Annotated in this window: 20 protein-coding genes; 11 read left to right on the forward strand and 9 right to left on the reverse strand. The window is 54.7% G+C overall.

What is annotated here, in order from left to right:
- The first annotated feature begins 194 nt into the window (after positions 1-194).
- Both F6R98_RS20350 and F6R98_RS20355 read left to right on the forward strand, forming a co-directional pair.
- Entirely contained in the window at positions 195-515 is a 321-nt protein-coding gene (locus F6R98_RS20350; protein WP_153250640.1) for a hypothetical protein, read from the forward strand.
- 132 nt (positions 516-647) lie between these two features.
- A complete protein-coding gene (locus F6R98_RS20355; protein WP_153250641.1) occupies positions 648-1,877 on the forward strand; it encodes a dicarboxylate/amino acid:cation symporter in 1,230 nt (409 codons plus the stop codon).
- 125 nt (positions 1,878-2,002) lie between these two features.
- On the opposite strand, the gene F6R98_RS20360 is transcribed toward F6R98_RS20355, so the two are convergent.
- The 3 genes from F6R98_RS20360 to F6R98_RS20370 all read right to left on the reverse strand — a co-directional run bounded on the left by F6R98_RS20360 (position 2,003) and on the right by F6R98_RS20370 (position 5,210).
- The gene (locus tag F6R98_RS20360; protein ID WP_153250642.1) at positions 2,003-2,167 is read right to left on the reverse strand and encodes a hypothetical protein; all 165 of its coding nucleotides are present in this window, start codon (positions 2,165-2,167) and stop codon (positions 2,003-2,005) included.
- Positions 2,168-2,343: 176 nt separating this feature from the next.
- On the reverse strand, positions 2,344-2,958 hold the full coding sequence (locus F6R98_RS20365) for a redoxin domain-containing protein (RefSeq protein WP_228124993.1): 615 nt from the start codon (positions 2,956-2,958) through the stop codon (positions 2,344-2,346).
- Positions 2,959-3,062: 104 nt separating this feature from the next.
- The gene (locus F6R98_RS20370; protein ID WP_153250644.1) at positions 3,063-5,210 is read right to left on the reverse strand and encodes a protein-disulfide reductase DsbD family protein; all 2,148 of its coding nucleotides are present in this window, start codon (positions 5,208-5,210) and stop codon (positions 3,063-3,065) included.
- Between the two features lie 177 nt (positions 5,211-5,387).
- On the opposite strand from F6R98_RS20370, the gene F6R98_RS20375 reads away from it, so the two are divergent.
- The gene (locus tag F6R98_RS20375; RefSeq protein WP_228124994.1) at positions 5,388-6,041 is read left to right on the forward strand and encodes a class I SAM-dependent methyltransferase; all 654 of its coding nucleotides are present in this window, start codon (positions 5,388-5,390) and stop codon (positions 6,039-6,041) included.
- Positions 6,042-6,297: 256 nt separating this feature from the next.
- Here the strand turns inward: F6R98_RS20375 and F6R98_RS20380 are convergent, their stop codons facing one another.
- From F6R98_RS20380 to mnmG, 5 genes are all read right to left on the reverse strand, one after another.
- Positions 6,298-6,582 (reverse strand): hypothetical protein, encoded by a 285-nt coding sequence (locus F6R98_RS20380; RefSeq protein ID WP_153250645.1) that lies wholly within the window; start codon positions 6,580-6,582, stop codon positions 6,298-6,300.
- A 305-nt stretch (positions 6,583-6,887) separates the two neighbouring features.
- On the reverse strand, positions 6,888-8,000 hold the full coding sequence (locus F6R98_RS20385) for a hypothetical protein (protein ID WP_153250646.1): 1,113 nt from the start codon (positions 7,998-8,000) through the stop codon (positions 6,888-6,890).
- 74 nt (positions 8,001-8,074) lie between these two features.
- Positions 8,075-8,842: a ParA family protein gene (locus F6R98_RS20390; protein WP_153250647.1), complete on the reverse strand. Its 768-nt coding sequence runs from the start codon at positions 8,840-8,842 to the stop codon at positions 8,075-8,077.
- Positions 8,843-8,846: 4 nt separating this feature from the next.
- On the reverse strand, positions 8,847-9,476 hold the full coding sequence (gene rsmG, locus F6R98_RS20395; protein ID WP_153250648.1) for a 16S rRNA (guanine(527)-N(7))-methyltransferase RsmG: 630 nt from the start codon (positions 9,474-9,476) through the stop codon (positions 8,847-8,849).
- Position 9,477: 1 nt separating this feature from the next.
- Positions 9,478-11,352: a tRNA uridine-5-carboxymethylaminomethyl(34) synthesis enzyme MnmG gene (mnmG, locus tag F6R98_RS20400; RefSeq protein WP_153250649.1), complete on the reverse strand. Its 1,875-nt coding sequence runs from the start codon at positions 11,350-11,352 to the stop codon at positions 9,478-9,480.
- Positions 11,353-12,433: 1,081 nt separating this feature from the next.
- Between mnmG and F6R98_RS20405 the strand changes: the two genes are divergently transcribed.
- The gene (locus tag F6R98_RS20405; protein WP_228124995.1) at positions 12,434-13,639 is read left to right on the forward strand and encodes a cation:proton antiporter; all 1,206 of its coding nucleotides are present in this window, start codon (positions 12,434-12,436) and stop codon (positions 13,637-13,639) included.
- Between the two features lie 107 nt (positions 13,640-13,746).
- Here the strand turns inward: F6R98_RS20405 and purN are convergent, their stop codons facing one another.
- A complete protein-coding gene (gene purN, locus F6R98_RS20410) occupies positions 13,747-14,370 on the reverse strand; it encodes a phosphoribosylglycinamide formyltransferase (protein ID WP_153250650.1) in 624 nt (207 codons plus the stop codon).
- A 240-nt stretch (positions 14,371-14,610) separates the two neighbouring features.
- On the opposite strand from purN, the gene F6R98_RS20415 reads away from it, so the two are divergent.
- The 7 genes from F6R98_RS20415 (at position 14,611) to F6R98_RS20445 (ending at position 23,246) form a co-directional block, all read left to right on the forward strand.
- Entirely contained in the window at positions 14,611-17,223 is a 2,613-nt protein-coding gene (locus tag F6R98_RS20415; protein WP_194270047.1) for an MASE3 domain-containing protein, read from the forward strand.
- 64 nt (positions 17,224-17,287) lie between these two features.
- Positions 17,288-17,455, forward strand: a complete 168-nt coding sequence (locus tag F6R98_RS20420) for a hypothetical protein (protein WP_153250652.1) — start codon at positions 17,288-17,290, stop codon at positions 17,453-17,455.
- Between the two features lie 100 nt (positions 17,456-17,555).
- Positions 17,556-18,632, forward strand: a complete 1,077-nt coding sequence (hisC, locus tag F6R98_RS20425; protein ID WP_153250653.1) for a histidinol-phosphate transaminase — start codon at positions 17,556-17,558, stop codon at positions 18,630-18,632.
- A gap of 303 nt (positions 18,633-18,935) precedes the next feature.
- Positions 18,936-19,865 carry a hydroxymethylbilane synthase gene (hemC, locus tag F6R98_RS20430; RefSeq protein WP_153250654.1) on the forward strand — a complete coding sequence of 310 codons (930 nt, stop codon included), beginning with the start codon at positions 18,936-18,938 and terminating at the stop codon, positions 19,863-19,865.
- 10 nt (positions 19,866-19,875) lie between these two features.
- Entirely contained in the window at positions 19,876-20,664 is a 789-nt protein-coding gene (locus F6R98_RS20435) for a uroporphyrinogen-III synthase (RefSeq protein ID WP_153250655.1), read from the forward strand.
- A 24-nt stretch (positions 20,665-20,688) separates the two neighbouring features.
- On the forward strand, positions 20,689-21,978 hold the full coding sequence (locus F6R98_RS20440) for a uroporphyrinogen-III C-methyltransferase (protein ID WP_153250656.1): 1,290 nt from the start codon (positions 20,689-20,691) through the stop codon (positions 21,976-21,978).
- Positions 21,975-23,246, forward strand: coding sequence for a heme biosynthesis HemY N-terminal domain-containing protein (locus F6R98_RS20445; RefSeq protein ID WP_153250657.1), 1,272 nt, complete (start codon positions 21,975-21,977; stop codon positions 23,244-23,246). Before F6R98_RS20440 ends, F6R98_RS20445 begins: the two co-directional genes overlap by 4 nt.
- The last annotated feature ends 19 nt before the right edge of the window (positions 23,247-23,265 follow it).

A 23,265-nucleotide genomic window follows, 5' to 3' on the forward strand; every position in this document is an offset into this window, starting at 1 on the left:
TATTCAGTGCGTGTTTGAAAATACCATATGGCGCAGCTAAAGTTATAGACGAAAAAAGCGCCATTCCGACACGGTTTGGAATAACGCACCGTTATTAGCCGTGCTTTCCCTGCGCAGGGGCTGCCGGTCGCGGTTTTTTTCCTGTCCAGGGTAGTTCCCATGTCTTATTCGGCAATAAGCTGTTCGGGCCGAGCATGTTCGGCTTCACTTACGCGGATACCAGCCCTTTCGTCTACCCCAAGATCGGCTATGTTTGCAAAGCGGTATTTCTCGAAATGGCTCTGGCGCGTCAAATGCGGGTATTACGGCGCCGTATCGACAACGGGCTGCGTCTGCATTTGGCCAAATGCGGAAAGTTTGCCGGCGAACGCCCCGGACATGCCTTGGGCTTGTATATCGCACATGGGCTGTGCGAGCAATCAGGCCATCGGCTGACGATAAGCGGCGCGGCAGTACGTTCACTGTTTGGATTCCGTTACAGCAGAGCAAAACGGATGAATTTCGAAAACCGATAGTCATATCAGAGTAGAATCCTTCGTTCGCTTGCGGGCGGATCAGTTTTCGCTATCCGCACGCGAGCAATTTTTTGCACATTGCCTCTCATCAATGCATAGCCATGAAATGAGAGCCATTTTATGAGAGTAGCGATGAAAAACAACAGGCTGACTGTCGCCATTTTGATCGCCATGCTGCTGGGTATCGGCTGCGGCGAGTTTGTGCATCGCACGATACCTTCCGCCGCTGCAATTGAAGCATTTGCCGGTTATGTTTCCATCCTCAGCGATATCTTCATGCGCCTGATCAAGATGATAATTGCGCCTTTGGTATTCTCGACGCTGGTGGTCGGAGTCGCAAAGCTGGGCGATGTGGCGGCCATCGGCCGCCTGGGCGTCAAAACCTTGTTTTACTTCCTCAGCGCAAGCCTGGTGTCGCTGACGCTGGGCCTGATTCTGGTCAATCTGTTGCAGCCTGGTATGCATCTGCACTTGCCCATACCCGCGGAAAACGGCAGCTCCGGCGTTTCTGCTAGCCGTTTCGATCTCAAGTCTTTCCTCCATCACGTCATTCCGCAAAATCTGGTGGAAGCGATGGGAAACAACGAAATTCTGCAAATCGTCGTGTTTTCGCTGTTTTTCGGCATCGCGGCCACGGCGATCGGAAAGCAGGGCAAGCCGGTCGTCAATGTGCTGGACGCCCTGGGCCATGTCATGCTGCGCATAACCTCCTACGTGATGCTGTTTGCGCCACCGGCGGTTTTCGGCGCCACCGCCGGCATTATTGCGCAGAAGGGTCTCGGTGTATTGGCGACCTACGGCCTGTTGATCGGCGAATTTTATCTGGGACTCGCGCTGCTGTGGGGAGTATTGGCGCTGGTAGGATTTTTATTTGTCGGCGCACGGGTAAAAAACCTGCTGTCATGTCTGCGTGAGCCGATGCTGCTGGCTTTCAGCACTTCCAGCAGTGAATCGGCGTTTCCGAAAACCTTGCAGGAACTTGAAAATTTCGGCTGTCCAAACCGGGTCGCCAGCTTCGTATTGCCCTTGGGCTATTCGTTCAACCTGGACGGCTCGATGATGTATATGAGCTTTGCGACGCTGTTCATAGCGCAGGCTTATGGCATCGCGCTTTCATGGCAGCAGCAGATCATCCTGCTGCTCACCTTGATGCTGACCAGCAAAGGCATCGCAGGCGTGCCGCGCGCTTCGCTGGTTATCATAGCCGGCGCGCTGGCGATGCACGGCATTCCCGAAGCGGGATTGCTGCTGTTGCTGCCTATCGACCATTTTCTGGATATGGGACGTTCGGCAACCAACATACTGGGTAATGCGCTGGCTACGGCAGTGATGTCGAAATGGGAAAAACAGTTGCGGGATTGATTGCGGGCTGCCCCGCGTCCCGGCTACGCATGAACTCTCATTTCCACCTTGCTTGAGGGTACTATTGAGCGCCCGCAACGCCGGGCTTTTCTTCAGTGCATCGGGCGTGTCGTCCTCATGACCCCTCATCCGCGCACCTCGCCAACGCGCTTCAGATACTCCTCGTATTCAAGCGCCTTGGATTTCCGAGCGGTGATGGTTTCGTCCAGCAAGGCCGAGACGCGCTCGAAACAGGCCGGGTCGTTCAGGTGGCCGGTCAGTACAACGTTTGCAGCGCCTGCACTGTCCATCTATGTTGCGCATGCTCGACGGTAACGCATTTCGCCCTATCACCGAGCGCAGCCGATGACTCGGCTGCGTACCCAGCTTTCGGTCCGGCGTAACAACACGGTTGGCGATTAACCGGTTCACATCCAACCCCGGAAGCACTCCGGGTATCAAGGCTTACGGGCAAGACTGAACTTTCCTACCCCGCATATTTCACACTGCAGCCATAAGGCTTGGTGCTGGATTTTGCTATCGGCTTGCCGGAGGCCAGATCCTTCAAGGCCGCGCTGATATAGTTTTCCGCCCTGGCGACGTCGGCTTTATCGGTCGAAGCAATGCTGTCTATGCCGCCTTTATAAACCAGCACGCCTTGCGGATTGATGATGAAAAACTGCGGGGTATTGGTAGCGCCATAGAGCTTGCCGATGGCGCCCGTGGAGTCGAGCACGGTATTGGCCGGCGTAGCGCCGCGTTCGATGTTGGCTTTTCTGGCCGTTTCGCCATCGACATAGCCTTGCTTACCCGGAGCGGAAGAAATAACCTGCAGCCAGACCACGCCTTGCGCGGCAGCCTGTTTTTGCAGGCCTTGAATATTGCCGCTTTCGTAATGCTTTTTCACGAACGGGCATTCGTGATTGGTCCATTCCAGTATCACGGTCTTGCCTCGCAAGTCGGCCAGAGTAACAGTGCCGCCGTCGGCTGCCGCGCCGGAAAACAACGGCGCCGGCTTGCTGACGGCAGGCTCAGCATTAGCAACGGAAAATGCGAAAACAAAAAAGAAAACGGCTAAGAACAATAGGGGAAAACGATGCATTAACATGGCGGCTCCTTCATGGTAAGGTTTGGCGGTTGTTTGCGGGCTGAAGCCCGCTCCTGTGAGATATGCAGTAACCGGATTTTACTATATACCATCCGCTTTCACTGGGAAACGGCCGATCCCGGACTTGCCGCAACCCTGATGGATTCGATCACGATTTCAGGCGTCAGGATTTGCGGCAGGACGACCGGATATGCCGATGTTCCGGCTGGATAATAGAGATAAAGCGGCACGCCGCCGCGCCCGAACTCGGCGAGCACCCCGGTAATTTCCTGATCGCGATTTGTCCAGTCGCCCTTTAGATAGGTAATGCCGAAGGTCTCGAATGCATTTTTTACCGAAGTTTGACTCAGCGCCACCTGTTCATTGACCAGACAACTGATGCACCAGGCCGCGGTAAAATTAACGAAAACCGGTTTTCCCTGCGCCCGCAATTGTTGCAGACGTCCCGTGCTATAGGTCTCCCATCGTTTGTCCTGTGTATTGGCGTTTTTCGCAGTAATAGCCGATAGCGGCGCCTGAATTCCGAAGTAGCCGCCGAGTACCGCCGCAACCAGGGCCAGAGCCACAAACCCCATGCATGGATACCTCACTTGGGTTCCATGGGTTTTGCTGATTTCATAAAGCCAGGCTGCGAAGGCGATTGCGATCATCCCGCCCAGTGCAACAGCCGCCGCGTTGACGCCTGCTTGCTGCGCCAGCACCCAAACCAGCCAAACTGCGGCCCCGTACATCGGAAACGCCAGAAACTGCTTCAGCCTGTCCATCCACACGCCGGGTTTGGGCAGGCAGCGCTGCAGGGACGGCCAATAGCACAGCAACAAATAAGGCAGAGCCAAGCCCAACCCCAACCCGAGAAACACCGCCAGCAGTATCGCAGGCGGCTGGGTTAGCGCGAACCCAAGCGCAGCGCCCATGAAAGGCGCGGTACACGGCGTGGCGACGACGGTCGCCAGCACGCCGGTAAAAAAACTGCCCGTATAACCGGAACGTTGCGCAAGGCCGGAACCTACGCCGGTAAACGCCCCCCCCAGGCTGAAAACGCCGGACAGACTGAGTCCCACAGCGAACATTAAATAGGCGACGGCCAGCACGAACAATGGCGACTGGAATTGGAATCCCCAGCCGATCTGCGCACCGCCGGCCTTTAGCAAGATCAACAACCCGCCCAAAATCGCGAAACTCAGCAGTATCCCCAGTGTGTAAGCCAGCCCGTGCAGCCGGACCTCCGCTCGGGACTGCTGTGCATGCGTCAGTAAGGATAAGGCCTTGAATGAAAGTATCGGAAACACGCACGGCATCAGATTCAGGATCACGCCGCCCGCCAACGCCAGCAACAGTGCGCTGGAAAGCGGCAAATCAGACTGAGCTGCGGAATGATCCGGCGGCACGGCGGCTGCTTCTAAAACAACATCGACCCTATAGCCCCGCGTAGCCGCTCCTTCCCCGCTGTTTTCGGTAACGGCGAGGACACCGGCCAGCATGCCGCCCGATGCAAGCGGATCGTCGCCGGGTTTCAGTTGCAATTCGAGGACATCGCCGGATACTTTGCTGATTTGATCGGCGCCATGCGCGATTCGCCCCCACTGCTCAGGGTAAAACCAGATGTCTTTCAGGCCGGCCCATTGCGCCGCTTTGCCGCTGATCCGCAGGCTCAATCTGTCGCCGATTTTTTCAAGACGGAAAGACCAGGGGCTGGCCACCGGCAGGCCGGCGCGCGCCTGGGCTATCAGCGGGCTGCCTGTTCCGATAGCCGCGCCGGGGCCTACAACCGGAAGCGTTAACTGCAGTTCGACCTGTTGGGGTATGCATTCTTCCTTGCAAACCAGCCAGTTCACCCTGGCTTTGACCGGAAACGCCGAACCAGCCACGCTGTCCCCGGGTATATTCAAAGTGGACAGCAGAGTTACTTCATTCTGATAACCGTAATTGACAACCGAGCCCATACTGATGCGGCTGGGCGTCGGCCACTGAATTTCACCGGCGGCCGAGCCGGGCGGTAAATCGTACTCTATCCGGGTGGCCAGTCCCGAATCGCCCGGATTGACCCAATAGGTGTGCCAATGCGGAATAATGCTCTGCCGCACGCCGATCAGAATTTCATCGCCGGGATGCACCGCATCAGCGGAAGCGATCAGTTGCGCTTTTACCTGTCCGGTAGCGGCTTCGCTGGAAGCGGCAACCGCGTGCAGTCCGCTCGTCGACAGAATAAAAGCAACGATAAGGGGAAACAGGCGCGCGTTAAACATATTAAAATCTGGCGTTAGGGTTACATATGGCGGATAGTCTCTGAACCGTCCCTTGTTTTTGATACTATCACGTTTATATTTATTGTTGTTTCGTTATTCCCGCTCCGGGCCGGCTCGCAAGGTGGAGCGGACTGAGCGCGAAACCAACGGGATACAAACCATACTGCGCCGGATTTAGTGATCATTTTGCACATCTGCCCGCTGTGCGCGCACGCCTCCCGCTTTTACGCGGAAGATTTTCAGCGCGCTTTTTCTCAATGTTCCGAATGCGGCCTGGTATTCGCCGATCCGTCCAGCCATCCGGATGCCGCGGCGGAAAAAGCTGTCTACGACCTGCATCAAAACGATCCCGGCGACGACCGCTACCGCGCGTTTCTGGCACGGCTGGCGAAGCCGCTGATAAAACGTCTGCAGCCCGGCATGGAAGGCCTGGATTACGGCTGCGGCCCTGGGCCGGCCCTGGCGCAAATGTTAAGCGATGCCGGGATGCGCATGGCGCTTTACGATCCGTTCTATGCTCCTGAAACTGCCGTTCTGGCGCGAACTTACGATTTTGTTACCTGTACAGAAACCGTAGAGCATTTTCGTCGTCCCGCCGAGAACTGGGACCGTTTGGCGGCCTTGCTGCGCCCCGGCGCGTGGCTGGGCGTGATGACGCAACTGGTAATCAGCCGGGAGCGCTTTTGCGGCTGGCAATACAAAAACGACCAGACTCATCTATGCTTTTACAGCCTGACAGTTTTTCAATGGCTGGCGGACCGCTATTGTCTCGAACTGCAACAGGTCGACCGCGATGTTCTGCTGCTGCGAAAACCGGGTCGGCCTATTTAGTGTCTGAACGGAAACGCTGCAAGCTATATGAATCAAGGGATTCAGAGATATTTTGAACACGAAGAAGTAAACTGTCCACGAAATACACGAAAATTTTTATATTTTTTTCGTGAGTTTCGTGGACAAAAAATCTTTCCTGCTTTACTTGTGTGAACATAGAACAAATTATAGCTTCATATTTCAACGATCTTCGATCAAGGATTTTGTCGGAAACCTTAGGTGGATAAGGCTTGTTGAATTTCCGCCCAAGCACTACCTAGCTTTTATATCCCTTTTCGTTTTCCAGCGCCTTATCCATGATTTCCTTATAGAGCCCGACAGCGCTCACGTAGATCTCCTGGTATTCTGGATGGTGTTCAATCTGCGGCTGGAAACTTCGGGCATCTGCGAAGATTTCGTGCAGGAAGGCGATAGCTTCGTCGTCAAGATGTTCGCCTCGTTCGACTTGTTCCTGAATAGCCCGCACTTTAGGTAAAACATCGTTGGTAAACCGGCTCAGGATCGCGGTAGCGACCCCTAAATCCCTAGATGAATCCGTCATGTCAGTCCTCGCTATTTATGAGTTAAGAAAATATGGCCTTTGTTTCCGCCTAAGCCACCCAACTCCCTCCATGGCCCGATAGAGCTTGATTGCGGCGGCGATATTCGAACTCTTGACGTCCGCCAGCTCGACCTGGGCGTCGAACGACTGCCTTGGCGAATCGAGTGCGGTTTTAGTAAGAGGACTGTCACCTGCTTGCCGCATTGCGCTTGCAATCGCTGTCGTTTTAGGGTTACTGGGCTTACCAGCCGGAAGTATCAATGCTTGGGAACTCCCGCGTCAAAGACTGAACAGTCACCCCGGTTTTATCTCAGCGGTATCGTCAACGCCGGGCCTACCGATTTCGCCGCCCCGGCTTCCAGGCGGAACAACTGCGTCAGCAACATGAAGGTCGATTTCGATTCGAGATCGTTGTCGGCAAGGTAGAACCAATAGCCGCGATACGGTATCGCCACGAACGCCTTTTCCGGATAGGTATCGCTTTGCAAAATATGAAAGGATTTCCCGGCCGCTGTTTTTCCCCAGTCGAACTCAGTTCCATGCTTGTCTCTGGTTACAGTCACCAGTCCTTCCTGTTTGTGCAATTCCGGAGAATCGACATGATGGGAGAGATAAAACATGATGCTCATCAGTGAGCGCGTGCGTATCGATACCGTATCCGGGCGCGGTTTGGTGAATTCGCCGTTTATCCTGTATATATCAATGTTCTCATCAAGACCCAGCAACTGTTTGATCTCGCTGGTCACCGCGCTATGATCGGGAGACGCGCTGATTCCCAGCATCGGTTCTTTTGTTTTCGGATCGGCATGCAGCATAACAACCTTGTTGTCGACCGCTTTTACCATAAGCTCCATCAGCCGGTTGAAAGGCTGGTCTTTTTCAGGGGCCAAACTGGGCGTAGGTCCGGAGGCGGAAGGCGCATTTTCGAGTCCGTTCACCCGTTCCACGCACACGCCGAATACCCGTCCGCCATTCCATCCCGACGCGATCAGGGAAAACAGGGCCTCGACCGGTATCGGGCTCAGCATGCTTTTAACAAAGTTTTCTCCCTGCAGCGGAGAATAGGAAATAGTGGGCTGCGTGGAGTAGGTGCTCAGCGCATTCAGTTTTAATATGTCGCTGCCGCTCCCGAGCGAGGACTGATAGAGACCGCCGCTGAATTCGAGCTTCAGCGTTGCGGCGACATTGGATACGTCAAGGAAAAAAGTAGGATCTCGGTAGTGCAGCCGGACTATGTTCTGTACGAATTGTTCGTTGATGGTCGATACGATCGCTTCGTTATACAGCGGGTGGGTGCCTCTTAGACCGTCCGGCCCGAAAGAATTGTTGCAACCGGAGATCAACAACGAAAAAATTGCCGAAAACAATCCGGCGATATATTTATACGAACCGAGCGGCGCTTTTATTCTACGATTCATGGGTGCATGCAGCTTTACATCATCGGATTATTATAGCAACACGCAAAGCGGCGGCTGACTGAATAACAACACGATTATTTTTCGCTACGTCTGATAATTTCACCGGCCAGCGCCAGATAAGCCACCGATCCTCTTGATGATTTATCGTATTGCATCGCCGGCAAGCCATGACTGGGCGCTTCCGCAAGACGCACATTGCGCGGTATCACCGTTCTAAAAACCTTGTCCGAAAAATGCTTGAGCAGTTGTTCGGAAACTTCGTTGGCCAAACGGCTGCGGGTGTCGTGCATGGTGCGCAGCAAGCCTTCTATCGCCAGACCGGGATTGACCGAGTTCTGCACGTTGCCCACGGTTTCCATCAAGTCGGTCAAACCTTCCAGCGCGTAATATTCGCATTGCACCGGTATCAGCACGCTGTCCGCCGCCACCAGCGCGTTCAGCGTCATGATGTTCAGCGAGGGAGGGCAATCGATCAGTATAAAATCGTAACTGTCGCGGACTTTATCCAATTCCTGCGCCAGTTTCCTTTCGCGGTTCTGATGTTCGAGCAATTCTATCTGCGCTGCGGTCAAATCGGCGTTTCCCGGCAACAGGTCGAATCCGAAGGCGTCGAGTCTGATCAGGGTCTGATGGACGTTAGCCTGTCCCATCAGCACGTCATAGGAAGAAAACCGCACGTTTTTCTTGTCGACGCCGCAGCCCATGGTGGCGTTGCCCTGAGGGTCCATGTCCACCAGCAGAACCCGGCGTTGCGCAGAAGCCAGCGTAGCCGCGAGATTAACCCCGGTCGTGGTCTTGCCGACACCGCCCTTCTGATTGGTTATTGCAATCACTTTACCCATAGGCCTACTCCTGAACCCCGATTCTGATCAGATGACGCTCGGCAGACAGCCCGGCGATATCGAGCGCGATTATCTGTGCGCTGAAGCCGGTCAAAGTCCTGATTTCCTCGTCCGAGGCCTGCCCTTTCAGCGCCAGTATACAGGCGCCCGGACGCAGCAAATGTTTCGTTTTTTCGAATATTTCCGGCAATGACGCAAACGCGCGCGTCAATATCGTATCGTAACCGCCGCCGGCCGGTGCGGCAAACTCCTCAACCCGCGCCTGCACGACGACGGCATTTTTCAAGCCGAGCTCGATCAATGCCTGCTGCACGAACCGGGTTTTCTTACCGTTGCTGTCCAGCAGGGTAAAGCTGCGCTCCGGCGACGCGATCGCCAGCGGGATGCCCGGCAGACCGGCGCCGGTTCCCACGTCCAGCACATCGGCGCCGGACAGATGCGGTAAAACCGCCAGACTGTCCAGCAGATGCAGATCGACCATCGCATCGGGCCGGGTAATGCGGGTGAGGTTATAAACGCGATTCCATTTCCGCAATAACGCCAGAAAATCCAGCAGGCGTTTTTGACGGTCGCGGTCGCAGGATAGGCTCATGATCTCCAGGCCTTCGGCCAGACGCAAGGCGCTACGCTCCATTTCAGCCCGCCTGTTTTTTCAGGTGGACCAGCAACAGCGACACCGCCGCAGGCGTCATACCTGGTATCCTCGCGGCATGACCCACGGTTTCGGGGCGCTGCGTCCTGAGTTTTTCCCGGACTTCATTGGACAGTCCCGGCACCGACGCATAATCGAACTGCCCCGGTATTTGCCAGTGTTCATGGCGTTGGCTGCGCGCTATTTCGGTTTGCTGACGCTGGATATAGCCCGAGTATTTGCTGCGGATCTCCACCTGTTCCAGCACAGCGGCATCGTTCTCACTGCTTAATGCGGCGGACAGCGGCTGTAACTGCGTGATGCTCAGCTCGGGGCGTCTCAGCAGTTCTTCGCAACTGGCGTCGCGCTGCAGCAACACGCCTGTGTTCGCGGTAAGCAGATCCGCTCCCGGAGTGTTCGGCTTGATCCAGGTCGTTTCCAGCGCACCCTGCAAACGTTCGATGCGCTCGCGTTTTTCGGAAAACGCCAGCCAGCGCGCATCGTCGACCAGACCCAGGCGGCGTCCCTGTTCGGTCAGGCGCAGATCGGCGTTGTCTTCGCGCAACAGCAAACGGTATTCGGCGCGGCTGGTAAACATGCGATAGGGTTCGCTGGTGCCGCAGGTAATCAGATCGTCGATCATCACGCCGATATAGGCTTCCTCCCGCCCCGGAAACCAGGGTTCGAGATCCTGCGCCTTGCGCGCCGCATTCAGTCCGGCGATCAAACCCTGGGCGGCGGCTTCTTCGTAGCCGGTAGTGCCGTTGATTTGCCCGGCAAAAAACAGATGCTCGACATGGCGGGTTTCCAGCGAGCTTTTCAAATTGCGCGGATCGAAAAAATCGTATTCGATGGCGTAACCGGGGCGCACGATATGCGCGCGCTCGAATCCGCGTATGGACCGCACCAGCTCCAGCTGCACGTCGAACGGCAGGCTGGTGGAAATGCCGTTTGGATAAATTTCACGGCTCTCCAAGCCTTCCGGCTCGACAAAGATCTGGTGCGAATCGCGCGCCGCGAAACGCACGACCTTGTCCTCGATCGACGGGCAGTAGCGAGGCCCGACGCCTTCGATAACCCCGGCATACATCGGAGAGCGATCCAACCCGCCGCGTATGATGTCGTGCGTACGGGCGTTGGTGCGGGTGATATGGCAGCACACCTGGCGCGGATGCTGGTTGCGCGCGCCGATGAAGGAAAACACCGGCGTCGGCTCGTCGCCCGGCTGTTGTTCCATCGCCGAGAAATCGATGCTGCGGCTGTCGATGCGCGGCGGAGTCCCGGTTTTTAGCCGGTCGACCCGGAACGGCAGTTCGCGCAGACGTTTCGACAGCGCATTGGAAGGCTCGTCTCCCGCTCTGCCGCCCTCGTAATTTTCAAGGCCGATATGGATGCGTCCACCCAGAAACGTGCCGGCGGTCAGCACCACGCAACGCGCATCGAAGCGCAATCCCATGCGCGTGACTACGCCGCATACGCGGCCGTTTTCCAGCACCAGATCGGCGGCCATTTGCTGAAACAGCACCAATCCGGGCTGGTTCTCCAGTGCATGACGCACGAATTGGCGGTACAACTGACGATCGGCCTGCGCCCGGGTGGCTCGCACGGCAGGCCCTTTGCTGGCGTTGAGGATGCGGAACTGTATGCCGGCATGATCGGCCGCTGTCGCCATTAACCCGCCCAGCGCATCGACTTCCCTGACCAGATGCCCCTTGCCGATACCGCCTATGGCCGGGTTGCAGCTCATCTGTCCCAGAGTTTCGATATTCTGCGTCAACAGCAGGGTGCTGGCTCCGCAGCGTGCGGCAGCCATGGCCGCTTCCGTCCCGGCATGTCCGGCGCCTACGACAATTACATCAAATCTGTTGGGAAACTGCATGAAATTCAGAAAAATGTCTGTTTACCCTAAACCTTATGATTTTACACGATTCTCCAGACTAGATGTTTCAATTATATCCATTCAGGCTAATAGTGTTAGCCTGGCATGTCAACCTATTGATTTATAGGTATTGTGTGGATTCAGTCCAGTGCAATTCGTAATCGGCAAACGCAATCCGGCATGTCTGACTTTTCAAGCTTTCCGACTATTGAAGACTCAGGGCTAACTATAAGTCGCATCAGTTAAAACAAATTAGATTTTTAAAAGATTATTACTACTACTATCAAGGCTTATTTTCTGTATAAGTATTAGATTGTACATATAAACAATATGTTATAAACAAGACAAGCTGTGAGCGATTTATTGCGGTTGAGGTGCACGATCTGTGGATAGCTTTGTCTTTAACTCGCCTTGTGGATAAACAGCCTGGTTATTCACAGGGTTTCACCTGTTTATACAGGCTTATTACACTGCCGGAACCGATATCCATACTGAAAAGATGTTGCCGTTTTAGGCAGTCGATGGCTCTAAATCGGCTTGATCTCCTTTGACGGAGGTTCAGTGACGTTTATACCATAATTTTAATATGGTATTTATCGGTTGCCGGTCAGCTTTTGGGTCGGAAGCAGAACTTCAATGCTGGAGCTGAAAAATCAAGCGATCCGATCCTTTTTAATCCTGTTCAGAACGAAAATGGAAGAGGCCAATCGTAAATAAATATTCTTTTTTTAAGGAAATTTATTATTATTACGCAAGCTATTTTCTTGTATAACCAAACTAATATATTTAAAATCAATATGTTATTTTTAATTTAAGCTGTGCGCCAATGCGCTGGTTCAGGTGTATGTCCTGTGGGTAACTTTGACTGTTCTTGTAGTTGTGGATAAAGGCTACAGATATCCACAGTATTTGACCATTTTATACAGGCGTCATCCACGGCCAAAAAAGCGTCGCAGTCCCACTGATTCAGAAACGAAAACAGCAGCGCCTTGCATACCCCAACCTGGACAGCGCATGGGCTCTACCACTCGAACCAGTAGGGGTTCATGCTGCTTTCTGATAAAGTTTCATAGGGAAGATAATGGATTTTGAAGCTTCATTTTTAAACATGGCGGAGTCTTACGTGGAAAATTTTCGTTCCGAATTGTTTTTGATCGCGCTGGTTGCGGCATTGGCGCCGCTGATTGCCGAAATCCCCAAGAGTTTTCGCGTACCGGTGGTGATAATGGAATTGCTGCTGGGTATAGTGATCGGCCCGCATATGCTGGGCGTCGCGGTACCCGACGGTCTGGTAGGCGCCATGGGCGAACTTGGATTGACCTTTTTGCTGTTCATGGTCGGCCTGGAAGTCGAGCCGGGCGCGTTGCGCGGCAAGCCGTTGAAATTGGCGGCGGGAGGTTGGCTGTTGTCGTTTGCGGTTGCCTTGCTGAGCATGTATGCATTGCAGGCTATAGGGCTGATACAAGCGCCTCCGGTGATGGAGGCGGTGGCGCTTTCGACTACGGCGCTCGGCATATTGGCGCCCATTTTGCGCGATGAAGGTATCCTGGATACGGATTTCGGCAGGCTGATTCTGTCCGCCGCGACCATGGCCGAATTCGGGCCGCTAATCGTGATTTCGCTGCTGGTACTGCCTACGCACAGTTTCGGCGTGCATACCTTGCTGATGCTGGGTTTTGTCGCCATTGCACTGTTGACCGCGTGGATGACGACTCGCATGCGTTCGGCCAAATGGCTGGAACTACTTACCCGCACCATGCAAAGCAGCGGGCAATTGCCGGTGCGTTTGTGTATTCTGCTGCAGGCTTTATTGGTGTTGCTGGCCGCAAAGTTCGGTTTGAATGTGGTGATGGGTGCGTTTGCCGCCGGCATGGTCGTCGGCATGGCGAGCAAGGGCGAAGGCGGTGTTGTGCTGCGCGAGAAACTGGATGCGATCGGCTACGGCTTTCTGATTCCGTTTTTCTTTATCGTTGTGGGCATGAAATTTAATGTCGGTGCGCTGTTCGCAAGTCCCTTGGTGCCGTTACAGGTAGTTGCATTGCTGGCTTTGATGGTGCTGATACGCGCCGTCCCGGTTTTTCTATATAAACAGGAGCTGGTTGTTCAAGACCGCGTGCCGTTCGCGCTGTATTCTTCCACCAGTTTGACTTTGATCGTGGTAATAACTGAAATCGGCGTTTCTTCCGGTTTAATGGGTTCCGATCATGCCGCGGTGCTGGTCAGTGTCGGTATGATCTCGGTGCTGGCGTTTCCTATATTGGCTGGAAAAATTCGGCATCAACAATAAGCATATGGCTTAAAATTACTTCCCGAATATGATGTATCCGGATTTTTTGGCGGATTGCGCGTAGCGCATCCGCCAAATGGCCTTCCGGCGCAGTCGGTTACGGGAAGTTATTGTTGATAAAATCCTAATGGTATCTGGGGACCCGGCTGCGGCATTCCTGCCGCTAATTCGGCCAATGTATCTACATAAAGCTGATGTTCCACATTCAAAACGCGCTGGGCCAGCGTCTCGGGCGTATCGTCCGGCAGAACCGGCACCTTGCGCTGAGCCAGTATCTCGCCATGATCGTATTCGCCGTCCACCAGATGCACGGTCGCGCCGCTTTCTGCTTCTCCGGCGGCCAGCACAGCCCTGTGCACGTTGATGCCGTACATGCCTTGCCCGCCGAATTTGGGCAATAAAGCCGGGTGGATATTGACGATGCGTCCGCGATAAGCTGACAGCGTAGCTGCACCCAGTTTGCGCATGTAACCCGCCAGCACTACCCAATCAGCGCCATGTTGCTGTAGTGCTGCGAGTATTGCATGGTCCAGCGCCTCAGTGTCGCGATGTGTCTGCAAACTCAGGTGCACGCTGGGAATACCTTCCTTTTGTGCGCGCGCCAATGCACCGGATTCGCGATTGTTGCTGATTACCAGCACCGGCTTGCAAGCCAGCTTGCCTGAGTTGCAGGCGTCGATGACAGCCTGCATGTTACTGCCGTTATGGGAGGCCAGGAATGCCAGTTTCATTTTTATAATTAATTCGTTTGTATGTTTTCAGGTGGCTTGCCCGGTTGATGGAAACAACATTTCCGTAGCGTGCCTGATATTCAGGTCGCATCATAACCCGCGCCGGCAATTCGTGCAGTTGCTGAATCGGATAGCGGGTGCGATTTGTGATCATTAGCCTCGTGTCAGTCAGATTGGGCGACAGTGAGTCAGTGTTAATAAGGAAATATTATGCGATTACACGCCAGTCACCGGCTTCAAATGCGAAATGTTGCCGTATTCATGTTGCTGCTGGTCATCGGCTGTCAACTGTCGTTTGTCCTGCTGGCGTTGTACGGCTCTCATATCGTTGATAATTATCTGCCGCTGCATACGATACTCGAAACATTTACCGTGGTGGTGGCGTCGCAGGTATTTTCGGTAGGCTGGAATGCTTATCGTCGAGGACTCCCCAGCAACATTCTGCGAATTGCCTGCGCGTTTCTTGGCGTAGGGCTGCTTGATTGTTCGCATATGCTGTCTTATACAGGCATGCCTGATTTCGTGACTCCGAGCGGCCCGCAGAAAGCAATCATTTTCTGGCTGGCTGCGCGCGTGCTGGCCGCTGTTACTCTGTTTACGGTCGCCGTTACGCCCTGGCGACCGCTTACATCGGCGGTCAACCGTTATTTTCTGCTTGTTCCCGTACTGCTTCTGGTCGCTGCTCTGCACTGGCTGTTCCTGTTTCATGCTGATTTACTTCCCATTTTTTTCATCCCTGGAAAGGGATTGACGCTGTTCAAAATTTACATCGAATACACGATTATTGCGCTCAATCTGGTTACTGCCTTGATTCTGTTGCTGCGCATGCGTAATCCGCTGCCGTTCAATGCGGCCGGTCTGGTCGGCGTGGTGTGTACGATGGCGATGAGTGAATTCTTTTTTACGCGCTATGTCGATTTCACCGATACTTTTAATCTGTTGGGACATATTTATAAAATCGTCTCCTATCTGTTTCTGTATTTTGCAATTTTCGTAGAGACTATCGAGCATCCTTACAACCAGTTGCAAGCATCGCAAAATCAAATGCAGGCCATGCTGGACGCCATGCCAGAAATGATGTTAGAGCTGGGATTTGATGGACGACTCTATTACTACCATGCCGCAAAAACAGGTTTTCTGGCTGTTCCCGTCAGCGAAATTCCAGGCAAGTCGATAAGCGACATTATGCCGGGGACCGCAGCTGAAATTCTGTTCTCCGCATTGCATGAAACCGAACGGAAAGGACATTCCCAGGGCAGGCAGGTCGAGCTAAACCTGCCGGAGGGGGGGCGATGGTTTGTACTTTCAGCATCCCGCAAGACCGCTCTCAAAGGAGAGGAACCCCACTTTATCGTACTGCTGCACGACATCACTGATCGTAAGCGCGCGGAGGAAGAACTTGGGCGCTACAAAGACCAGTTGGAAGAAACTATACAGCGCCGTACGGCGGAATTGCTGCTGGCGCGCGATGCGGCTGAAGCGGCCAATAAGGCCAAGAGCCTGTTTCTGGCCAATATGAGCCACGAGCTGCGCACCCCGATGAACGCCATTCTCGGTTTCTCCAATATGATGAGCCGCGATCCGTATTTGACGGAAAGCCAGTGCGAAAATCTCGGTATCATCAAACGTAGCGGCGAACACCTGCTGAGCCTGATTAACGATGTGCTGGAAATGGCCAAAATCGAGGCTGGACGGCAGCAGCTGGAGATCGCTCCGTTCGACCTGTCCGGCATGGTGCGGGATGTTACCGAGATGATGAGCGTGCGCGCCCATGAAAAAGGTTTGCTGTTGCTGCTTGATCAATCGTCCGAATTTCCGCGTTATATCAAGGGCGATGAGACGCGTCTGCGTCAGGTGCTGGTCAATCTGGTTGGCAATGCGCTAAAGTTCACCACACACGGGGGCGTGACCATTCGTCTGGGCGTGAAACAGAACGCGAAGCGGCACTTGCTGATTGAGGTCGAGGATACCGGCATAGGCATCAACCCTGAAGACCAGAAACGTTTGTTCGAGCCTTTTGTGCAATTGGCGAAAGCAGGAGAGCAAAAGGGAACCGGACTGGGTTTGGTCATTTCACGCCAGTTTATACAATTGATGGGTGGGACCATGGCCGTCGAAAGCGCGAAGGGTAAGGGATCGCTGTTTCGGGTTGAATTGCCGGTGGAACTGGCAGACATGGCCGACGTGCTGAAAGGGGAGAAACAAGGCGAAGTTATAGGACTTGCCCCGGGTCAGCCGCGCTACCGCATATTGATCACCGAGAATCAGTATGAGAACCAGCTGTTACTGAGCAGATTGATGACCTGCGTAGATCAGGACGTAAAAATAGCCGAAAACGGCGAACAGTGCGTGAAAATTTTCCAGGAATGGCATCCTGATCTGATCTGGATGGACCGGCGCATGCCGGTCATGGATGGCATGGAAGCCACGCGGCGCATCCGCCAATTGCCCGGCGGCGGAGAGGTAAAGATCGTTGCGGTTACCGCGTCGGCCTTCAAGGATCAACAACAGGAAATGCTGGATGCCGGCATGAACGAATTCGTACGCAAGCCTTACCGTTTCGAGGAAATTTATGACAGCCTGGCGCGGCAGCTGGACGTAAAGTACCGCTATGCTGCCGACGCCTGGCACGACCGTGCATCCGTCGAGCTGACATCGGCAATGCTGCTCGCGTTGCCTGCGGCGCTGCGCAAGGAACTTAAGTCGGCCCTGGAAAGTCTGGACAGGGATCGAATATCGGCAGCGATCCGGCAGGTCTGTGAAATTGATTCGAAATCAGGCGGAATTCTGTTTCTTTTGACGGAAAACTTCGACTATCCGGCAATTCTGAATGCGCTTGATGGGATCGGATAAATCCGTCATAAAGCGTAATTGCAAGACTGGCAATCCATGCTGACCAGCGCTGATCGCCTGCAGTTTGAGCGTTTCGACCGAGTACGGTCAGACCGGCTTTGTGGGGGGCTGCTCCATCGGCGCGACGTCGGCGCAATACAACCCCGGCCGTCTAACCAGCGGAGGCGCAACTGCGGCAACCAGTCAGGTAATCAATCGCCCTGACGAAAAAGTTATCATGCACCGCTCTTAGTTGTTTTTTTAAGTAAGGGTTCAAAGTCCCAACAGTGGTTGGCTCATGAAACTTATCCTCGGTTTTGTTCCTACTTTTGTGATTAATGCGAACTGAAGCAATGAAAGAACTTTGGAGCAACAGCATTCGGGGCCTCGAGCCTTACAGTCCTGGGGAACAGCAGGCAATTGACCGGCTTATCAAGCTGAACACCAACGAGAATCCCTATCCTCCATCGGCCGCCGTTCTCAGCGCCTTGCGGGATGCGGTTAACGCGGATCTCCGGCTGTATCCCGATCCGGAAGGAAAAGCGCTCAAGCAAACGATCGCCGATATGCACGGACTTGACCCGGCCAATGTTTTTGTTGGCAACGGTTCGGACGAAGTTCTGGCGCATGCCTTTTTCGCATTGCTCAAACACGAATTGCCCATTCTATTTCCCGATGTCAGCTACAGCTTCTATCCGGTTTATTGCGCGCTTTACGGAATCAAATACGAAACTGTGCCGCTGGACGACAATTTCCGGGTCAATGTCGCCGATTATGCACGCCCGAACGGAGGTATTGTGCTGCCTAACCCGAACGCGCCTACCGGTATGGCCCTCCGGCCCGATCAGTTCAGGTCTTTGCTGGAGCGGTGCAGAAATAGCGTCGTGGCAGTCGACGAAGCCTATGTCGATTTTGGAGCCGATAGTCTAGTACCGCTGGTTAAGGAGTTTCCCAACTTGCTGGTTGTTCAAACCCTGTCCAAGTCGCGTTCACTGGCCGGACTACGCGTCGGTTTCGCCATCGGTGACGCGAACCTGATTGCAGCGCTCGATCTCGTCAAGGGCTGTTTTAACTCCTACCCGCTGGATCGGCTCGCGCTTGCCGGTGCTGTAGCGGCGTTGCGAGACCGGGAGTATTTCGAAACGACGCGCGCGCAAGTGGTCGAAAGCCGGGAATGGCTCGCAAAAGAACTCTCGATGCTCGGCTTTCAGGTGTTGCCGTCTTCGGCAAACTTTATTTTTGCTCGGCATCCGTTGCATGACGCCCTGGAAGTGCAGCAGCAGCTTCGCGAGAAGAAAATCCTAGTCCGGCATTTTACACAGCAGCGTATCGCCGGGTTCCTGAGAATTTCCGTCGGTACCGACGAAGAGTGCAGGCGGCTTGTTGAAGCTATGCGTGGCATATTGCGAGATAGCGGGAGCCGACCTTAGCGCAGTAGCTGCTGCTCGCGCCATAGCATGGCTTCCGTTTCGCACAAGCCGGGCGCGGTCCGGCTCTCCTGAAGCGGTAATATCTTCCGATTGCTTGTGATCTGGGCGAACCTGACTGTGCGGATATTGCGTTTCCTGTTTCTTCCCGGAAGACAACAACCTCTCCGGCAGGCTATACTTTGTGGGTATTCTTATCCCCTGTCCGCTCCCTCCCTGCCGAAGGGGTAGAGGCAGAAAAACCGGGGTTCCGATTAAAATCTTTACATTCCATCAATCAACCCGGCAAACATTGAGGCGACAGCGGTGAACGGGGAAGTCATTCGTATAGCAACAAGACAAAGTCCGCTGGCGTTATGGCAGGCCGAGCATGTCGCCCTGAGATTGCGTGAAGCGCATCCCGGTTTGACAACCGAACTGGTGCGCATGACCACGCGCGGGGACCAGATGCTGGACGCGCCGCTGGCGAAAGTCGGCGGCAAGGGGTTGTTCGTCAAGGAACTCGAGCAGGGCATGCTTGAAAACCGCGCGGATATAGCTGTGCACTCAATGAAGGATGTGCCGGTGGAATTTCCGTCAGGCCTGCATCTCGCCGCGATATTGACGCGCGAAGATCCGCGCGACGCCTTAGTCTCCAACCGTTATGCATTCTTCCGCGATTTACCTGCAAATGCGCGCATCGGCACCTCCAGCCTCAGACGCCAATGCCAGATCAAGGCGCATTTGCCCGGCTGTGAAATCCTGAATTTGCGCGGCAATGTCAATACCCGTCTGGCCAAGCTCGACAGCGGCGAATTCGACGCCATCATACTCGCCGGCGCCGGCCTGAAACGCCTGGGTATGGGAGAACGCATTACCGAATCGCTTGCCGTCGAGCTGAGTCTGCCCGCGATAGGACAAGGCGCAATCGGCATCGAATGTCGAAGCGGCGATGTGCGCATCAACATGTTGCTGCAGGCTTTGAACGATGAAACTACCGCAATGCTGGTGGGAGCGGAACGTGCGATGAACCAGCGCCTGCAAGGTGGCTGCCAGGTGCCGATAGCCGGATATGCGCAAATGCTGGAAGGCCGGATAGCGTTGCAAGGACTGGTGGGTTCGCCTGACGGTAAAACCATCATCCGCGGCAATGTCCGTGGCGCGCCGAATGAAGCCCAGGCGCTCGGCGTGCGGCTGGCGGACGATCTGCTCGGACGCGGCGCCGAAGATATATTGAAGGCTTTGTACGCTGCCTGATCCCGTTTCCATGGGCAACACGCACAAAAAATCGCATAGGCTGACGGTTCTGGTCACTCGTCCTCCGGGACAGGCGGACGAATTGTGCTACATGCTGGAAGCGGCGGGAGTGCGCGCCGTTCATCTGCCGTTGATGGAAATCGACGCCTGTGGGCTGGATGCGGGCGTACTTGAACGGTCGGCGCAGGATAAATCGTATGACTGGCTTATATTTATCAGCGCCAACGCCGTACAATACGGCGCAGGCATGGTTGCCTTGCTTGCCGGACATGGCAGTAATCCGGCTTGCGCGGCGATAGGAAAGGCGACGGCGCATAAACTCGATAGTATGGGAATAGCGGTAGATCTGCTCCCGGAAGAACCTGCCGGCAGCGAAATGCTGTTGGCGTGCGCGCAATTCGAAAACGCCGCCGGACTGAAATGCCTTATCATACGCGGCGAAGGCGGACGTGAACTGCTGGCGGATGAGTTAAGAAACAGAGGCGCTACAGTAGATTATCTCGAAGTATATCGGCGCGTGCCGATAGTAATAAACCCGCAGCGCTTCATCGAACTATCCCGGCAGGATAAGGTCGATATCGTAACGGTAACATCGGGAGAAAACCTGGGACACCTGACCCGGCAACTCCCCGCCGATATGCGCGAGGCGTGGCTGAAAAAGCCTATAATTGTCATGGGAGAACGCATGAAGCAGCAGGCGCTGGCGCTGGGTTACGATACGGTAGTATCGACCGGGGCAAATAATCAGGCTATCGTGGATGCAGTGACGGCGCTCGGCCGCAACAGGTTTCAGTTTTAAGCAAATTCGAATGGGGATACGACATTGGCAGATTTCGAAGACGAAGCGAAAACAACGGAGCACGCTGCGACGGATACACCGGGAAAAGCGGAAGCAGCCCAGAAAAATGCAAAGCCGGCCAAAACGAAGGCGCCTAAACAGCGTAGCGGCGCGTGGCTGGGTTACATTGTCCTGATACTGATCCTTATCATGGCGGGAGGCGGTTTTTTCCTGCTCCATGAGTTGCGCGCCAAGCAGGAAGGTTTGGGCAGCGGACTGGATAAAGGCGATAAGCAGATTCAGGACTTGCTGCATCAGATCAGCGGCCTGCAGACCGAACTGGCAGCGGTCCACTCCGAAGTTGCGCTGCTGCAGTCGCGAGTCAACAACGAGGACTCTAAATTCGAGCGTGAAATTGCCGAACAAAGCACCAGTATCGGCGAACGGATAGAGTCCACCCAGGACGATCTGGCCGGCGCCATCGACCATATTCAGCAGCAAATGAATCTGACCCGCGGCGACATGATGGTGGCCGATGCCGAATATCTGTTGAGCATCGCCAATCAGAAGCTGCATCTGGTCGGCGACGTAAAATCGGTGCTATCGGCCATGGAAGCTGCCGACCAACGCCTGCACGACAGCGGCGATCCCGCCGTTTTCCGTGTACGCGAAGCGCTGGCCGACGAAATCAGCACCCTCAAGAAAATCGAACCGGTGGACAGTGTCGGAGTTTCGGCAAAGATACTGGTTATCGAATCCAAAGTCGGCGATATCCCGTTATTCCTGCCCCATTCCGATCGCGTCAGCGAGAACCACGAGCTTGCCGCGAGCGCGGCTGCGATTACCCCCAAATCGACTGCCGGCGGTTTTATGGACAAAGCGCTCGACAACATGAAGGATCTGGTCACCATACGCAGAACCGATCGCCCGATTCAGGCCATCCTGCTGCCGGAAGAAGTCGAAGCGCTGCGCCAGATACTGCTGTTGAAACTGGAAATGGCGCGCTCCGCCTTGCTGCGCAACGACGAGGCGGCTTACAAAAGCAGTCTCGATTCGGCGCTCGGCTGGCTGCATGAGCATTTCGATCATGACGCCGTTATTACCCAGGGCATCATTGATGAAATCAAACAGCTGAAGGATCTGCAAATACAGATACCGTTCCCGGACATCAGCAAATCCCTGACGCTGCTGCGCAATTCCGGTAAATTGCGTATGGAAGCCGAAAAAAATCCGGCGCAGCACAAGGCGGTGGCCAAATCGATAGACGCAGGCGGATCGCAGCAGCCTGCCCCTGCTGTAACGCCGGAACCCGCCGCTGAGGGAGTCAAACCGTGAAAACGCTGATCTATCTCTTCATCTGGCTGGTAGCCATCATTGGGACAGTTATCCTGCTGCATTTTCAGGCGGCCGCGTACGGTCCCGGTCAGGTAACGGTTTCTCTGGGACACTGGGAGATTGAGGCCACGCTCTTTTTTGTCGGCGCGGTGCTGCTCATCGGTTTTATATTCCTGTATATAGCCATACGCTTATCCATCGGAATTTTTCATCTGCCGCGGTTTCTCAAACGGCGCTCGCAAGAGCAGCGCGCGCTTATTTCCCAACAGGCGCTGGTCGCCGGCCTGATCGAATCGGCGGAAGGAAACTGGGAAACCGCTGAACAGTACCTGATCCGTCACGCCGCCAATAGCGGCACCCCGTTGATCCATTACCTTACCGCCGCGCGCGCCGCGCAGTCGAGAGGGGCGCACAGCGAGCGTGATTCCTATCTGAGCAAGGCCCATGAGCTGATGCCGGAAGCCGAGCTGGCCATCGGTCTGACCAAAGCCGAACTGCAGCTTTCGAATCAACAGTTCGACGAAGCGCTGGCCAGCCTGACGCACTTGAATAAAATCGCGCCCAGTCACGCCAAGGTGCTGAAAATGATGCATCAAGCCTATGCGCAAATGGAAGACTGGGACGGCGTCACCAAACTGCTGCCGCAAATGCACAAAAACAAGGTGCTGATGGAAGCGGAAATCAAACTGCTGGAAACCGAAACCTTCAGCGCGCTGCTCAAACGCAAGTCTGAGGCGCATAGCGCCGAAACCATGCGCAATACCTGGCTCGACGTGCCGGAGCACATACGCGCAGTACCGGGCATACAGCAGATCTATATCGCCGCGATGATCGAAGCCGGTTCGGGCGCGGAAGTCGAACCGATGCTGCGCAAGGCGCTGGACAAGGAGTGGAGCGAAACCTTGCTGGTGTTGTACGGACACATCAACCTGCCGGACCCGCAAAAACAGCAGCAGCAGGTTCTGGCGTGGCTGTCTAAAAAGGGCGAAAGCGCGGTGCTGCTGCGCGTACTGGGGAAACTCGCATTGCGAACCGGCGACAACGTAGCGGCGCGAAACTATCTTGAAAAAAGCCTGGGCCTCGAGCCTAGCGTGGAAGTCTATCAACTGACCGGCGACCTGCTGCTTAAGCTTGGCAATGCGCTGCTGGCCTGCCAGTACTTCAGAAACGGACTGCTGTTTGCTTCCGGCGGCGTAGTCGAACAGATTATCGAACCGCTGGAAGATCCGGTGACGGTTGCCATGGCGGAAGAAACGCCGGAGTCATAGTCAGAATGGCGTAACCAGC

This window comes from Candidatus Methylospira mobilis (assembly GCF_009498235.1).
Lineage (GTDB): Bacteria > Pseudomonadota > Gammaproteobacteria > Methylococcales > Methylococcaceae > Methylospira > Methylospira mobilis.

Bases quoted from the DNA above. Each gene is read 5' to 3' on its own strand.
- F6R98_RS20350 (WP_153250640.1), top strand. From the start codon at position 195: ATGTTCGGCTTCACTTACGCGGATACCAGCCCTTTCGTCTACCCCAAG.
- F6R98_RS20355 (WP_153250641.1), top strand. From the start codon at position 648: ATGAAAAACAACAGGCTGACTGTCGCCATTTTGATCGCCATGCTGCTG.
- F6R98_RS20360 (WP_153250642.1), bottom strand. From the start codon at position 2,167: ATGGACAGTGCAGGCGCTGCAAACGTTGTACTGACCGGCCACCTGAAC.
- F6R98_RS20365 (WP_228124993.1), bottom strand. From the start codon at position 2,958: ATGCATCGTTTTCCCCTATTGTTCTTAGCCGTTTTCTTTTTTGTTTTC.
- F6R98_RS20370 (WP_153250644.1), bottom strand. From the start codon at position 5,210: ATGTTTAACGCGCGCCTGTTTCCCCTTATCGTTGCTTTTATTCTGTCG.
- F6R98_RS20380 (WP_153250645.1), bottom strand. From the start codon at position 6,582: ATGACGGATTCATCTAGGGATTTAGGGGTCGCTACCGCGATCCTGAGC.
- F6R98_RS20385 (WP_153250646.1), bottom strand. From the start codon at position 8,000: ATGAATCGTAGAATAAAAGCGCCGCTCGGTTCGTATAAATATATCGCC.
- F6R98_RS20390 (WP_153250647.1), bottom strand. From the start codon at position 8,842: ATGGGTAAAGTGATTGCAATAACCAATCAGAAGGGCGGTGTCGGCAAG.
- rsmG (WP_153250648.1), bottom strand. From the start codon at position 9,476: ATGGAGCGTAGCGCCTTGCGTCTGGCCGAAGGCCTGGAGATCATGAGC.
- mnmG (WP_153250649.1), bottom strand. From the start codon at position 11,352: ATGCAGTTTCCCAACAGATTTGATGTAATTGTCGTAGGCGCCGGACAT.
- F6R98_RS20405 (WP_228124995.1), top strand. From the start codon at position 12,434: ATGGATTTTGAAGCTTCATTTTTAAACATGGCGGAGTCTTACGTGGAA.
- purN (WP_153250650.1), bottom strand. From the start codon at position 14,370: ATGAAACTGGCATTCCTGGCCTCCCATAACGGCAGTAACATGCAGGCT.
- F6R98_RS20415 (WP_194270047.1), top strand. From the start codon at position 14,611: ATGCGAAATGTTGCCGTATTCATGTTGCTGCTGGTCATCGGCTGTCAA.
- hisC (WP_153250653.1), top strand. From the start codon at position 17,556: ATGAAAGAACTTTGGAGCAACAGCATTCGGGGCCTCGAGCCTTACAGT.
- F6R98_RS20435 (WP_153250655.1), top strand. From the start codon at position 19,876: ATGGGCAACACGCACAAAAAATCGCATAGGCTGACGGTTCTGGTCACT.